Here is a 14098-nt window from a genome sequence, read left to right on the forward strand (position 1 = left end):
TGAAAACCCCCGGGCAGAAATGTCTGGGGGTTTTTCTTTTGGTCATCTTTTTAGTATATGATTCAGCTACGGACATAACGTCCAACTAATTGATTATGGGGAATGACATGCACGTGAAATATTTAGCAGGGATCGTTGGTGCCGCGCTACTGATGGCGGGTTGTAGCTCCAGCAACGAACTGAGTTCAGCCGGACAAAACGTACGTTTTGTCGAAGACAAGCCAGGCGCAGAGTGCCAGCTGATTGGCACTGCAACCGGTACGCAGAGCAACTGGCTTTCTGGTCAGCATGGCGAAGAGGGTGGGTCTATGCGTGGCGCAGCGAACGATCTGCGTAACCAGGCCGCAGCAATGGGGGGTAACGTAATTTATGGCGTCAGCAGCCCATCACAGGGAATGCTGTCCAGTTTTGTTCCTACCGCCAGTGAGATGAATGGTCAGGTTTATAAGTGCCCAAACTGATAAAAGCTGTTGATGCCGGATGGCGACGCTAAAGCGTCTTATCCGGCCTACGGTATAAATGATCGTAGGCCTGATAAGCGCAGCGCCATCAGGCATTCTGAGCTTTATGCGCAGACTGAACGCGTAAATGATGTAGCGCGCGCAAACACTGATCCTGATTGAGCTTTTGGGTTTTATCTCCCGTCAACGTTTTGACAAACACCTGGCACGGGACACCGGCAAGTTTTTTCAGTCGTGGGCTGAAGTCCAGAAGGCGTCGGGTAATGGCCTCAGCTTCTTTACTGCCGGAAAGGGCGCGAGTTTTCACTACTGAGCCACAGAATTGAGCTTTACCCTTTTCATCCTTATAGCGGTAGATAATCGCCAGGTAATGGTTAAACAGGTTATGTTTCCATTCTGGTTGTGTATATGAATCATATTCAAGATTATCGTTTTGCTGGCAGTCAACATCGTACAGCGGCAGGAAATCCAGCAGCGATGTTATTCTTAGCGCTAATTCCTGCATGCCAGCATTTTTTATTGCATGAATGATTGCATAGGCTAATACCTGGATCTGCAGTTCATTAATCAGTAATTCGTGGATTTGTCCGTTATGCAGTGTCAGAGAAAATGCTAAGCTTTCTCCTTTATCATCCACTAACACCAGAGAATTGATGCGACGGTTTATATCCGCATTTTTTAACTCATCTTCCTGAATTAAAGGGATATTCTCGTGCATCTTTTTACTGGCTTTGTCGCGTTCTTTTTCATATCGCAAACGCGCTTCTTCGCTAAGCTGGTGCTTCGCATGGAGTCTGCTCTCCAGAGCGATAAGCAGATCTCTTAGCCCCAACGGTGAGAGGAAAAACAGTGACTCTTTATTTCTTGGTTCTTTGATCTTGAGTGCCAGAGCAATAAATTCATTCTTCTGACGAATAACACCGGTATTAATACCATTAATACTAATAGCCATCCAGGGTTCTCCCTAACCATATATTTATTGGGGATTTATATTTTTATTAATTTATAAATTTTGCAAATGAGTTGTTGCACAGTACCAGTTAAAATAGCACATATTAAAAGTGCGACTCCACCTGCACGGATATTAAATACTCGGGATTGGTAGTGAGTGTCCATAATCGGACACTCAATAATCATTATTGCTGGCGTAATTGCAGATCCAACGGCGTTTTACTGGGTTCTCCGCCAATTTCTCGCGCCAGTTTAGGGACCATATAACCGGAAACCAGCGTCAGCAGTTCACGCACAATCTGACGTGCTTCGTCGTCGCTGACCATAAAGTGGGCGGCACCCTGCACTTTATCCAGTACGTGCAGGTAATAGGGCATAACACCCGCATCAAACAGTGCGTTACTAAGGTTGGCCAGGGTTTGGGCGTTATCGTTAACACCCCGTAGCAATACGCTTTGATTGAGTAGCGTGACGCCTGCTTTGCGCAGTCTGAGCATCGCCTGACGAAACGTCTCATCAACTTCATTGGCATGGTTAATATGATTGACCAGCAGAATTTGCAATGAAGAGTGAGCAAAACGCTCGGTCAGCCCTTCGGTAATGCGCGCAGGGATCACAATCGGTAAACGGCTGTGAATGCGCAGACGCTTAATGTGTGGAATGGTTTCCAGTTGCGTGAGCAGCCAGTCCAGTTCGTGATCCTTGGCCATCAACGGATCGCCGCCGGAGAAGATTACCTCATCTAACTCAGGATGGGCAGTAATGTAGTCCAGAGCGACCTGCCAGTTGCGCTTGTTGCCCTGATTTTCGGCGTACGGGAAGTGTCGGCGGAAGCAATAACGACAATTTACCGCGCAGCCGCCTTTGACCAGCAGCAGCGCCCGGTTGCGATATTTATGCAGCAGGCCAGGAACCACACTGTGTTGTTCCTCCAGCGGATCGGTCGAGTAGCCTGGCGCCGCAACAAACTCTTCCTCGGCGGTAAGTACCTGACGCAGAAGCGGATCGTTCGGATTGCCTTTCTCCATGCGCGCAATAAACGCGCGTGGTACGCGCAGGGCGAAAAGTCGTCTCGCGTCGCGTCCGGCCAACAGTTTTTCATCTGCGTCTATATTCAAAAGATGCAGAAGTTCATCGGGATCGGTCACAACATCGGCAAGTTGCGATAACCAATCTTCTCTGGATGGGGTATTTAGGGTTACAATATGCGCCATTTTGTGGCTTAGCTACCAGTTAACAATTTTCAGAGGGCCTTATGGCAACGTACTATAGCAACGATTTTCGTGCTGGTCTTAAAATCATGTTGGACGGCGAACCGTATGCGGTTGAAGCCAGCGAATTCGTTAAACCAGGTAAAGGCCAGGCGTTTGCGCGCGTTAAGCTGCGTCGCCTGCTGACCGGTACTCGCGTAGAGAAAACCTTCAAGTCTACCGACTCTGCCGAAGGCGCAGATGTAGCCGACATGAACCTGACCTTCTTGTATAGCGACGGTGAATTCTGGCACTTCATGAACAACACCACTTTCGAACAGCTGGCTGCAGATGAAAAAGCGGTAGGCGATAACGCTAAATGGCTGCTGGACCAGGCTGAATGCATCGTGACCCTGTGGAACGGTCAGCCGATCTCCGTGACCCCGCCGAACTTCGTTGAGCTGGAAGTCATTGAAACCGACCCAGGTCTGAAAGGCGATACCGCTGGTACTGGCGGCAAACCGGCTACTCTGTCTACCGGCGCAGTCGTTAAAGTTCCGCTGTTCGTACAGATCGGCGAAGTGATCAAAGTGGATACTCGCTCAGGCGAATACGTTTCCCGCGTAAAATAAAACACTTATTTGATCTTGTGGCGCAGGTTGCTGCGCCATACTTTTTCCAGGGCAGGAATGATGAAACGTCTTCTCAGTCTTGTAATGCTAATCCTTTTCACCAGCACCCTACTGGCGGGCTGTAATACCGCGCGCGGCTTCGGTGAAGACATCAAACACCTCGGCAATTCAATCTCTCACGCCGCCAGTTAAACTTCTCACATAATCTGAAAAACGATTGTTTATCCATCACACTTCCGGATCTTGTCTATTATTAAGTAGCTATACACAAACAATATTGGCTAGAAAAGGAAGACGTTATGATTAAGAAGACAATTGCTGCGATCTTTTCTGTGTTGGTACTTTCTTCCGTATTAACCGCGTGTAATACCACGCGAGGCGTAGGGGAGGATATTTCTGACGGTGGTAACGCTATTTCTGGTGCAGCGACAAAAGCTCAGCAATAACGCTCAACGGTACGACGCCGGGTCGTACCGTTAACTCTCCTTATGCGGGAGCGAGAGAAACGGTGAGAAGCGGTTCCCCAGATGAAGCTTCATACGAATATTTCGTTTATAGGTATACACCGTTTTACCATGAATGCTGAGCGTGGCGGCTATCGCACTGTTGCTCACGCCATCCATCCACATTGACAATACTTTCTCCTCCTGCGGCGTCAGCAGTGGCGTCGGGTTTTCGGCTAATGATAATGTGGGGCGATCTTGTAGCGCTTCCTGAATCGTGTGTGTGAGTGTGTTTAGCGAGGTGTGTTTGGTTAATACCGAATGGGCGATGGCTTGAGAAGTCGGGACGGATGTGTGCTGTCTGTCCGCTGATTGCAGTAAAATCAACGGGATGACGCCACAGCTCATGAAAAAGGGCTTAACTGGCGGAGTGGAATGCGCCTCGCTAATAAAACTGTATAAATCCGCAATGACCAGATGCGGTTTCCACTGCAAAATATGCTCTTTTGCCAACAGAAGATTATTAATTCCTGATACCAGAAATGAGGAGCTGAACCTGCCAGAATGATTAAGCAAGGCCTCAATCCCTGTGCGGGTAAAGTGGCATCGGTCAATCACTAAAATTTTAAGCATAAACTTTTCGCATTCAGAAGAGGGGCAATCGACTTTCTGATTTCAGAAAGCCCTTCATCATAGAGAACTCCGATGAGTGCCAAATGCGGGAACTACGCCGCTAATTATGCTTAATTCTTGCTTTTAACAGACGGTGAATAAAAAGGTTGAAATTCATTTTCTGTCGGGCAAAAATGCCATTTCATACACCAGCTTTGCAGGACGACCTGCAAACGCTTCTTTCACCGGGGACGGCCCCATTGTTCTGGAGCCTGATATGTCCTGGATCATTTTATTAATTGCCGGTTTGCTCGAAGTTGTTTGGGCGATTGGCCTGAAATACACCCACGGCTTCACTCGTCTGACGCCAAGCATTATCACCATTGTCGCGATGATCGTCAGTATTGCCATGCTCTCCTGGGCGATGCGCACCTTGCCAGTTGGGACCGCCTATGCCGTCTGGACCGGTATTGGCGCCGTCGGGGCGGCCATTACCGGGATTCTGCTGTTGGGTGAATCTGCCAGCCCGGCGCGTTTGCTGAGTCTGGGGCTGATTGTGGCTGGCATTATTGGTCTGAAGCTGAGCACTCACTAAGCACCAGGCTGTTTCACCCAAATCAGTTTATTGACGTCAAACCCTTCCCGGGTCGCGATAGCCAACATTTGCTGCTTCATTTCATCTGAAATGGTGGGGGTCCGTGAAAGGATCCACAGGTAATCGCGATCCGGACCACACACCAGCGCGTGGCGATATTCCCGGTCGAGCGCAATCACGTTATACCCACCATAGAAGGGGCCGAAGAATGACACCTTGAGCGCCGCCCGATTTGGGTCGCCGGTGAAATAGGCTTTACCCTCCGTTTTTTGCCACATCCCTCTGTCCGGGTTATAGCCCTTATTGATCACGTTGATACCGCCGTCGTCGCGCAAGCTATACGTTGCGGTCACTTTTTCCAGTCCACGTTCGAAGCGATGGTCTAAACGTGCAATTTCATACCAGGTACCAAGATAGCGTTTGGCGTCAAAGTTATTCACAACGGTAACGCCTTTTGGCGGTGTAGGGGAACTGCAGGCGACAACCAGAAATGCAGCGGTAACTGCAGCAACGACGGGCAGAATGCGCATAAGATTTTCCTTACTGTTTTTTGTTAAGTGTAGATGACAGCAGGAAAAGAAGAGGAAGAAACGAGGTCCGCTATAGCGGACCTCATCGTCAGTTACTGCAATTTTTCAAGAATGCGCCAGGCGGCCTCGACGCGAGCAGGGTTTGGGTAGCTTTTGTTTGCCAGCATCACGATGCCGAGATTTTTTTCCGGAACGAACGCAACGTAGCTGCCAAATCCGCCAGTGGAGCCGGTTTTGTGCACCCATGAGGCTTTCACTGCAGGAGCGGGCGGATTGACCTCAACGGCGGGAAGCGCCGCTAACGCGACTTTACTGTCGCTACCGTTGATTATCGAGTCGGCATTCACCGGCCAGTTCAGCATCTCCCAACCTAATCCCTGGTACATGTCGCCAATATGCCAGTAACGAGCCTGCGCAATTTCAATTCCCTGTCGGAGCGTTTTCTCCTGCACCTGGCTGGCGTCCATGTTGACCTGAACCCAACGAGTCATATCGACAAGGCTGGATTTCACCCCGTAGGCTTCGGCATCAAGCTGACCCGGAGATACGTGCACGGGCTTCCCTTCGCGATAACCCCAGGCATAATCCTTTTGTTCGCTCTGTGGAACCGTAATCCAGGTATGCGCCAGTTTTAATGGTTGCAGGACGCGTTTGGTCATCGCCTCTTCATAGCCCATTCCTGAAGGTTTCACCGCCAGTGCGCCAAACAGACCAATACTGGAGTTAGCATACAGGCGTTTAGCACCCGGGGCCCATTGCGGCTGCCAGTTTTGATAAAAGCGCAGTAATGCCGCTTTATCTGTAACGTCGTCAGGTACCTGAAGCGGCAGACCACCCGCCGTATAGGTGGCCAGGTGCAGCAGGCTGATACCCTGCCATTGTTTGCCAGTTAATTCGGGCCAGTATTGGGTGACCGGATCGCTGAGCTTAATTTCACCACGGGCGATAGCATCGCCGCCCAGCACACCGTTAAACGTCTTACTTACCGATCCAAGCTCAAACAGCGTTTGCCGGGTGACGGGGCGGTCATTGGCGATATCGGCTTTCCCCCAGGTAAAGTAATAGGGTTTTCCCTGGTAGATAATTGCCACGGCCATACCCGGAATAGCCTGTTCTTGCATCAGCGGTGTGATGGTACGGTTTACGATATCGGCAATCTGTTGTTCTGTTTTTACGGCGGCAAACGTGGAGAAAGAGGCTGTCAGCAGCAACGCGCAGCATAACGATTTTTTCATCATGAAATCAGTTCCGTAATAAAAAGCGAAAGGGTGTCCGGGCCCGTCAGACGCAATCAGTTTGTTTGATTTGCAGTGTGTTGACAAACGGTTAAATTTAGCAGCAGATATAAGTTTTTCTAACAGGCTGGATGATGACGCGTAGCTATATTCCTCTTAACTCACTGCGAGCTTTTGAAGCCGCGGCCAGACACCTTAGCTTTACCCGCGCTGCGATTGAGCTCAACGTGACGCATTCTGCCATCAGCCAGCATGTCAAAGCGCTGGAACAGCAGCTAAATTGTCAGCTGTTTGTGCGCGGCTCCCGTGGGTTAATGCTGACGACAGAAGGGGAAAGTCTGTTACCTGTACTTAATGATTCTTTCGATCGTATGGCGGGGATGCTGGATCGTTTTGCTACTAAAAAAACCCAGGAAAAACTTAAAATCGGAGTGGTGGGGACCTTTGCGGTCGGTTGTCTTTTTCCTCTGCTCAGCGACTTTAAGCGTAGTTATCCGCATATTGATTTGCATATTTCCACCCACAATAACCGCGTAGATCCCGCCGCCGAGGGACTGGACTATACCATTCGCTACGGAGGGGGTGCCTGGCACGATACCGATGCACAATATTTGTGTAGCGCGCTGATGTCCCCGCTTTGCTCGCCAGAATTAGCCGCACAGATCAAGGTACCTGCAGACCTCCTGAAATTCCCGTTATTACGCTCTTATCGGCGAGATGAGTGGACGCTTTGGATGCAGGCCGCCGGAGAAGCGCCTCCGTCACCGACGCACAACGTGGTGGTGTTTGATTCGTCCGTCACAATGCTGGAGGCCGCGCAGGCGGGGATCGGGGTGGCGATTGCCCCGGTAAGAATGTTCACTCATCTGCTTGGTAGTGAACGTATCGTTCAACCGTTTCTAACGCAGATTGATCTGGGGAGCTATTGGATAACGCGTTTGCAATCCCGACCGGAGACATCTGCAATGCGTGAGTTTTCCCGTTGGTTGGCTGGGGCTCTGCACAAATAAAAAGGCCCGCCAATGGCGGGCCTGATAGTTAACGCATGCAATTAGATGGTCAGGATACCAATGGCCGTTACTACGGTCAGGATAGCTGCCAGTCCGTAGAATACCCATTTGCCAGCAGGCACGTGGATTTTCAGGTCATGCATCGCGTGATGCATACGGTGTAAACCGCACCACAGCGGCAGGACGATCATCAGGAACAGGAATGCGCGACCGATAAAGCTCTGAGCGAATGCCAGGACGCGTTCATAGCTGAAGGCATCAGGAACAAAGCCCAGCGGCAGCATAATGCCTACCAGCAGAATCATCACCGGCGCAATGATTGCGCTCCACATACCGCCTGCACCAAACAGGCCCCAGAATACGGGTTCGTCAGAGCGTTTTGGATTTGGATTAATCATTCCGGACTCCTTACCAGAACAGGGCAACAAACAGTATTACTACTGTCGCAACCACAGTAACCGCCCAAAGCCCTTTGATGATTGGCTCTGGCCCCATTTTTTCGTCTTTTACGATGATGTTGGCCGCTTTCGGCGCCAGCTCAAACCAGGTCTTGGTATGCAGCAGCGCGGCTGCCAGGGCGATGATGTTAAGGATCACCACCACCGGGTTCTGCAGGAACCCGACAAAGCCAGCCCAGGATTCCACACCGTGCTTAAGCGCAAACAGGCCGAAGATCAGTTCAATACTGAACCAGACAGCCGGAACGGCTGTGCCTTCACGCAGCATGTAAAAGCGATAAAACGGCAGTTTCTTCCACCAGGTGGACGTCATTGGCCGCACATAGGCGTTGCGTTTAGTCGTCATGTTGCACTCCTTAGCGTGGTTTCAGGGTTGCGATAAGAAAGTCTTTTGAACTTTCAACTTTACCCTGCTGAATGGCCGCAGCCGGATCGACGTGTTTCGGGCAGACTTCGGAGCAGTAGCCCACGAAAGTACAACTCCAGACGCCGTTCGGGCTATTCAATTGAGCCATACGCTCTTTCTTACCGTGGTCGCGGCTATCTTCGTTGTAACGATGCGCCAGCGTAATCGCAGCCGGTCCAATGAACTCAGGGTTCAGGCCGAATTGCGGGCACGCGGCGTAGCACAGACCACAGTTGATGCAACCGGAGAACTGATGATACTTCGCCATCTGCGCCGGAGTCTGGGTGTTTGGACCCTGATCCGGTGTACGCGGGTTACCGATGATGTACGGTTTGATCGCTTCCAGGCTTTCGATAAAGTGCGTCATATCGACGACCAGATCGCGCTCAATCGGGAAGTTGCCCAGCGCTTCAACCTTCATACCGTTGGTGTAATCACGCAGGAAGGTTTTGCACGCCAGCTTCGGCACGTTGTTGACCATCATGCCGCAGGAGCCGCAGATTGCCATACGGCAGGACCAGCGATAGCTCAGGTCCGGCGCCAGGTTATCCTTGATGTAGCCCAACGCATCGAGCAGAGACGTGGTTTCATCGTAAGGAACTTCGTAGAAAGCACTGTGCGGCGCGGTATCGGTTTCCGGGTTATAGCGCACCACCTCAACTTTCAGGTTTTTCATCTCAGCCATTCGCCTTCTCCTTCTTATCGGCTGCTTCCGCTTCGCCACCGTAAACACGTTTAGCCGGTGGCAGAGTGGTGATTTTCACGTCGCTGTATTCCAGGCGAGTCGTGCCGTCAGCATCGCGGAAGGCGAGGGTGTGTTTGAGGAAGTTTACGTCGTCACGCTCGGTGCAGCCTTCATCCAGACGCTGATGCGCGCCGCGGGATTCTTTACGCGCCAGAGCGGAGTGCGCCATACATTCAGCAACGTTCAGACCGTGACCCAGTTCGATGGTGTACAGCAAGTCGGTGTTGAAGACGCTGGAGGTATCAGTGATACGCACGCGCTTGAAGCGCTCCTGCAGCTCAGCCAGCTTATCAACGGTTTTCTGCATGAGTTCCGGCGTACGGTAGATACCGCAACCTTCTTCCATGGAGATCCCCATTTCGTCACGGATCTTAGACCAGTTTTCGTTACCTTCCTGGTTAACCAGATCTTTCAGACGTTTTTCAATACCGGCAACCTGTGCATCAAGCGCGGCACTGTTTGCAGCGCCAGCCGTTGCAGCACGTTCCGCAGCCTGTTCGCCAGCCATACGACCGAAGACCACCAGTTCCGCCAGGGAGTTAGAGCCCAGACGGTTAGCGCCATGCAGACCAACAGAGGAACATTCGCCGACAGCGAACAGACCTTTAATGCGGGTTTCACAGTGCTGATCGGTTTCGATACCGCCCATGGTGTAGTGTGCGGTCGGACGTACCGGGATCGGCTCTTTAACCGGATCGACACCCACGTAGGCTTTCGCCAGTTCGCAGATGAACGGTAAACGTTCGAGCAGTTTTTTCTCGCCGAGGTGACGCAGGTCGAGGTGAACCACATCGCCACGCGGAGTGGAAATGGTGTTGCCTTTGCGCCATTCGTGCCAGAAAGCCTGAGAAACTTTGTCGCGCGGACCGAGTTCCATATATTTGTTTTTCGGCTCGCCCAGTGGGGTTTCCGGACCCATGCCGTAGTCTTGCAGATAACGGTAGCCATTTTTGTTGACCAGAATACCGCCTTCACCACGGCAGCCTTCAGTCATCAGGATACCGGAGCCTGGCAGACCCGTCGGGTGATACTGAACGAATTCCATATCACGCAGCGGAACGCCGTGGCTCAGCGCCATGCCCATACCGTCGCCGGTTACGATGCCGCCGTTGGTGTTGTAACGGTAAACGCGACCTGCGCCGCCCGTTGCCATTACCACTGCGTTAGCGCGGATCTGCACCAGCGTGCCTTCCATCATGTTCATCGCGACGACGCCGCGAGCATGGCCATCGTCAACCAGGATATCGAGAACGAAGTGTTCGTCAAAGCGCTGAATCTGTGGGAACTGCAAAGACGTTTGGAACAGCGTATGCAGCATGTGGAAGCCGGTTTTATCCGCGGCAAACCAGGTACGCTCGATTTTCATGCCGCCGAAGCGACGTACGTTGACGCTACCGTCTTCACGACGGCTCCATGGGCAGCCCCATTGTTCGAGTTGCGTCATTTCAGTTGGGCAGTGGTGGACAAAGTAATCCACGACATCCTGCTCACATAGCCAGTCTCCGCCTGCTACCGTATCGTGAAAATGGTAGTCAAAGCTGTCATGATCCTGCGCGACAGCAGCAGAGCCGCCTTCGGCAGCAACGGTATGGCTGCGCATTGGGTACACTTTTGAGATCAGTGCGATTTTAGCGTTGGGATTTGCTTGTGCGGCAGCAATTGCAGCACGTAATCCCGCGCCACCGGCGCCTATAATGGCAAGATCGGCTTGAAAGGTTTGCACGACATTCCTCCAGATTGTTGTTATTTCATCCCCGCCTGAACTCAGATGCTTCATCGGCTTCAAACAGGTTATGAACGCGTTTCCACTGCTCCTTTATAGGTACAATAGTATAGTCTTAGGGATGTGCGGGAAATTTGACGTGTTCGATTTTTTTAGCGTGTCAAAGGGGGGAATTATCATTGAATTTGATTAATTTAATTACTAAACCACCCAATGTCGCTTTTTTTACCCGATTGCCAGTGCTGATTACTACCGCGGGAAATTTGTCTCGTTAGCGCGATACGAGTAGACTTCGTGCCCTTGTCTTAAATCGGAGAAACAACCATGAGCGAAACGGCAACCTGGCAGCCGAGCGCGTCCATCCCCAATCTGTTAAAACGTGCAGCAATTATAGCGGAGATTCGCCGCTTTTTTGCCGATCGTGGCGTGCTTGAGGTTGAGACCCCTTGTATGAGTCAGGCAACGGTAACGGACATCCATCTGTTCCCGTTCGAAACACGTTTCGTCGGCCCCGGACATTCCCAGGGAATGAATCTCTATTTAATGACCAGTCCGGAATATCACATGAAGCGCCTGCTGGTGGCAGGATGTGGCCCGGTATATCAACTGTGCCGCAGCTTTCGCAATGAAGAGATGGGACGTCATCATAACCCTGAGTTCACCATGCTCGAGTGGTATCGTCCCCACTACGATATGTATCGCCTGATGAATGAAGTGGATGATTTGCTCCAGCAAGTGCTGGACTGCTCTCCAGCGGAAAGCCTTTCTTATCAGCAGGCCTTTCAGCGCCATCTGGAGATAGATCCACTATCAGCAGACAAAACCCAACTGCGGGAAGTAGCGGCTAAGCTGGATCTCAGCAATATCGCCGATACTGAAGAAGATCGGGATACGTTGCTGCAACTGCTGTTCACGATGGGCGTTGAGCCGCATATCGGCAAAGACAAACCGACGTTTGTTTATCATTTCCCCGCCAGCCAGGCATCATTGGCGCAAATCAGTACCGAAGATCACCGCGTGGCTGAGCGTTTCGAGGTGTATTACAAAGGTATTGAGCTGGCGAATGGTTTCCATGAGTTGACCGACGCGCGCGAGCAGCAGCAACGGTTTGAACAGGATAACCGCAAACGTGCCGCGCGTGGCCTGCCACAGCAACCTATCGATACCAACCTGCTTGAAGCGTTAAAAGTGGGCATGCCGGATTGCTCTGGCGTGGCGCTCGGCGTTGACCGTCTGGTGATGCTGGCTCTGGGCGCGGAAAGCCTGGCTGAGGTTATCGCATTTACCGTCGATCGCGCGTAATTTACGCTCTCTCCATACAAAGTGGCGGATAAACAGCCACTTTGTAGCATATTTTTTCATTTACCCTCTAATAGCCACAATTTACATCTGGATGTTTGATATCTTTCAGGTATCAATTCTGTGTTAATTTTTTATCGCTGAACTCCGCAATGAGAGCAGTGCCAATCGGTGAGCGGCGTTTGTGAAACGCTTGCCAGAGTAAGGGATGGTTTAATGACCCAAACAATAAAAAAGATGAGCCTGATTGGTCTCATCCTTATGATATTTACGTCTGTTTTTGGTTTTGCTAACAGCCCCTCCGCGTTCTATTTAATGGGGTACAGCGCGATTCCATGGTATATATTTTCCGCATTATTATTTTTTATTCCATTTGCTTTAATGATGGCGGAAATGGGTTCCGCCTATCGGAAAGAAGAGGGTGGAATCTATTCGTGGATGAATAATAGCGTTGGGCCACGTTATGCGTTTATCGGCACGTTTATGTGGTTTTCTTCCTATGTGATATGGATGGTCAGCACGGCGGCAAAGGTCTGGGTACCTTTTTCGACCTTCTTATTTGGCGCAGACATGACGCAGCACTGGCGTTTTGCGGGGCTTGAGCCTACGCAGGTTGTCGGGCTGCTCGCCGTCGGCTGGATGATTCTGGTGACCTGCGTGGCTTCACGGGGGATTAATAAGATTGCCCGTATTACGGCTGTAGGTGGAATTGCCGTAATGTGTCTTAATTTAGTTTTGTTGTTAGTGAGTGTCGCTATTTTGTTATTAACGGGTGGCCACTTTGCGCAGGATATTAATTTTATCTCCTCGCCTAATCCGGGATATCAGTCCGGTCTGGCAATGTTGTCATTTGTTGTGTTTGCTATTTTTGCTTACGGCGGAATTGAGGCCGTGGGGGGACTGGTAGATAAAACAGAAAAGCCAGAAAAGAACTTCGCGAAAGGGATTGTCTTTGCCGCTATTGTCATTTCTGTCGGTTATTCACTGGCGATATTTTTATGGGGCGTTAGCACCAACTGGCAACAGGTATTAAGTGATGGCTCGGTCAACCTCGGCAACATTACCTATATCCTGATGAAAAGCCTCGGGATGACGTTGGGTAATGCACTGCACCTTTCCCCGGAAAGCGCGATGGCGTTGGGCGTATGGTTCGCGCGTATCACCGGTCTTTCTATGTTCCTCGCCTATACGGGCGCTTTTTTCACGCTCAGCTACTCGCCGCTGAAAGCGATTATTCAGGGAACGCCGAAGGCATTGTGGCCCGCGCCGATGACCAGGCTGAATGCGGTGGGGATGCCGACGACGGCAATGTGGTTGCAGTGTTTACTGGTGAGCCTGTTTATCCTGCTGGTTTCGTTTGGCGGCGACACGGCCTCAGCGTTTTATAACAAACTGACCCTGATGGCGAACGTCTCAATGACGCTGCCGTATCTGTTCCTTGCGCTGGCTTTCCCATTCTTTAAAGCGCGTACGGACCTGGAAAGGCCGTTTGTGATTTTTAAAACGCGGGCGGCGACGTTACTGACAACAGGCGTGGTGGTATTGGTGGTGACGTTTGCCAACGTGTTCACCATCATCCAACCGGTGATTGAAGCCGGGGACTGGAACAGCGCATTGTGGATGACCGGCGGCCCGATCTTCTTCTCGCTGCTGGCGATGGCGATTTATCAGAACTATAGCCGTCGCATGGCCAACGAACCTGAGTGGGCGGTGGAGTAACCGTCCTGGCGTATCCGGCCTACAAAGAAGCATTTTCGTAGGCCGGATAAGACCCAACGGGTCGCCATCCGACATTTCTTGCCTGAATC

The 14098-nt window shown here is 51.2% G+C and carries 17 protein-coding genes; 8 read left to right on the plus strand and 9 right to left on the minus strand.

All coding sequences use genetic code 11. The annotated features are described in order from the left end of the window. Positions 1 to 107: 107 nt before the first annotated feature. Entirely contained in the window at positions 108 to 461 is a 354-nt protein-coding gene (locus JSN25_RS07410) for a DUF4156 domain-containing protein (protein WP_038636474.1), read from the plus strand. Positions 462 to 549: 88 nt separating this feature from the next. On the opposite strand, the gene yjeJ is transcribed toward JSN25_RS07410, so the two are convergent. Beyond that, complete coding sequence (gene yjeJ / locus JSN25_RS07415) at positions 550 to 1413, minus strand: YjeJ family protein (protein WP_204525572.1); 864 nt, start codon at positions 1411 to 1413, stop codon at positions 550 to 552. Positions 1414 to 1597: 184 nt separating this feature from the next. After that, complete coding sequence (gene epmB / locus JSN25_RS07420) at positions 1598 to 2626, minus strand: EF-P beta-lysylation protein EpmB (RefSeq protein ID WP_204525573.1); 1029 nt, start codon at positions 2624 to 2626, stop codon at positions 1598 to 1600. Positions 2627 to 2667: 41 nt separating this feature from the next. Between epmB and efp the strand changes: the two genes are divergently transcribed. The 3 genes from efp (at position 2668) to ecnB (ending at position 3680) form a co-directional block, all read left to right on the plus strand. Continuing rightward, on the plus strand, positions 2668 to 3234 hold the full coding sequence (gene efp / locus JSN25_RS07425) for an elongation factor P (RefSeq protein WP_006686282.1): 567 nt from the start codon (positions 2668 to 2670) through the stop codon (positions 3232 to 3234). Positions 3235 to 3291: 57 nt separating this feature from the next. Continuing rightward, positions 3292 to 3426 (plus strand): lipoprotein antitoxin entericidin A, encoded by a 135-nt coding sequence (gene ecnA, locus JSN25_RS07430; RefSeq protein WP_016151394.1) that lies wholly within the window; start codon positions 3292 to 3294, stop codon positions 3424 to 3426. 107 nt (positions 3427 to 3533) lie between these two features. After that, entirely contained in the window at positions 3534 to 3680 is a 147-nt protein-coding gene (gene ecnB, locus JSN25_RS07435) for a lipoprotein toxin entericidin B (RefSeq protein ID WP_032940256.1), read from the plus strand. A gap of 30 nt (positions 3681 to 3710) precedes the next feature. On the opposite strand, the gene JSN25_RS07440 is transcribed toward ecnB, so the two are convergent. Further along, complete coding sequence (locus JSN25_RS07440) at positions 3711 to 4310, minus strand: helix-turn-helix transcriptional regulator (protein WP_087857500.1); 600 nt, start codon at positions 4308 to 4310, stop codon at positions 3711 to 3713. A gap of 256 nt (positions 4311 to 4566) precedes the next feature. On the opposite strand from JSN25_RS07440, the gene sugE reads away from it, so the two are divergent. Then, a complete protein-coding gene (gene sugE / locus JSN25_RS07445; protein WP_038642963.1) occupies positions 4567 to 4884 on the plus strand; it encodes a quaternary ammonium compound efflux SMR transporter SugE in 318 nt (105 codons plus the stop codon). On the opposite strand, the gene JSN25_RS07450 is transcribed toward sugE, so the two are convergent. Together JSN25_RS07450 and blaCMY are read right to left on the minus strand one after the other, a co-directional pair. Further along, positions 4881 to 5414 (minus strand): lipocalin family protein, encoded by a 534-nt coding sequence (locus tag JSN25_RS07450; protein ID WP_038636486.1) that lies wholly within the window; start codon positions 5412 to 5414, stop codon positions 4881 to 4883. The genes sugE and JSN25_RS07450 overlap by 4 nt on opposite strands. Before the next feature lie 92 nt (positions 5415 to 5506). Then, positions 5507 to 6652, minus strand: coding sequence for a CMY-2 family class C beta-lactamase (gene blaCMY / locus JSN25_RS07455; RefSeq protein WP_199952606.1), 1146 nt, complete (start codon positions 6650 to 6652; stop codon positions 5507 to 5509). A gap of 131 nt (positions 6653 to 6783) precedes the next feature. On the opposite strand from blaCMY, the gene ampR reads away from it, so the two are divergent. Then, positions 6784 to 7659 carry a LysR family transcriptional regulator AmpR gene (gene ampR, locus JSN25_RS07460; RefSeq protein ID WP_069324727.1) on the plus strand — a complete coding sequence of 292 codons (876 nt, stop codon included), beginning with the start codon at positions 6784 to 6786 and terminating at the stop codon, positions 7657 to 7659. Between the two features lie 41 nt (positions 7660 to 7700). Here the strand turns inward: ampR and frdD are convergent, their stop codons facing one another. From frdD to frdA, 4 genes are read right to left on the minus strand one after another with little or no spacing between them, the layout of a single operon-like run. Further along, a complete protein-coding gene (gene frdD, locus JSN25_RS07465) occupies positions 7701 to 8057 on the minus strand; it encodes a fumarate reductase subunit FrdD (RefSeq protein WP_003025535.1) in 357 nt (118 codons plus the stop codon). Positions 8058 to 8067: 10 nt separating this feature from the next. Beyond that, positions 8068 to 8463, minus strand: a complete 396-nt coding sequence (frdC, locus tag JSN25_RS07470; RefSeq protein WP_006686290.1) for a fumarate reductase subunit FrdC — start codon at positions 8461 to 8463, stop codon at positions 8068 to 8070. 10 nt (positions 8464 to 8473) lie between these two features. After that, on the minus strand, positions 8474 to 9208 hold the full coding sequence (gene frdB / locus JSN25_RS07475; RefSeq protein WP_006686291.1) for a fumarate reductase iron-sulfur protein: 735 nt from the start codon (positions 9206 to 9208) through the stop codon (positions 8474 to 8476). Continuing rightward, the gene (gene frdA / locus JSN25_RS07480) at positions 9201 to 10991 is read right to left on the minus strand and encodes a fumarate reductase (quinol) flavoprotein subunit (protein ID WP_038636496.1); all 1791 of its coding nucleotides are present in this window, start codon (positions 10989 to 10991) and stop codon (positions 9201 to 9203) included. Before frdA ends, frdB begins: the two co-directional genes overlap by 8 nt. A gap of 324 nt (positions 10992 to 11315) precedes the next feature. On the opposite strand from frdA, the gene epmA reads away from it, so the two are divergent. Both epmA and yjeM read left to right on the plus strand, forming a co-directional pair. Further along, positions 11316 to 12293 (plus strand): elongation factor P--(R)-beta-lysine ligase, encoded by a 978-nt coding sequence (epmA, locus tag JSN25_RS07485; RefSeq protein ID WP_003830517.1) that lies wholly within the window; start codon positions 11316 to 11318, stop codon positions 12291 to 12293. A 213-nt stretch (positions 12294 to 12506) separates the two neighbouring features. Then, complete coding sequence (gene yjeM, locus JSN25_RS07490) at positions 12507 to 14009, plus strand: glutamate/gamma-aminobutyrate family transporter YjeM (RefSeq protein WP_038636500.1); 1503 nt, start codon at positions 12507 to 12509, stop codon at positions 14007 to 14009. The last annotated feature ends 89 nt before the right edge of the window (positions 14010 to 14098 follow it).

The sequence above is a fragment of the Citrobacter cronae genome, from assembly GCF_016893685.1.
Taxonomy (GTDB): Bacteria; Pseudomonadota; Gammaproteobacteria; order Enterobacterales; family Enterobacteriaceae; genus Citrobacter; species Citrobacter werkmanii.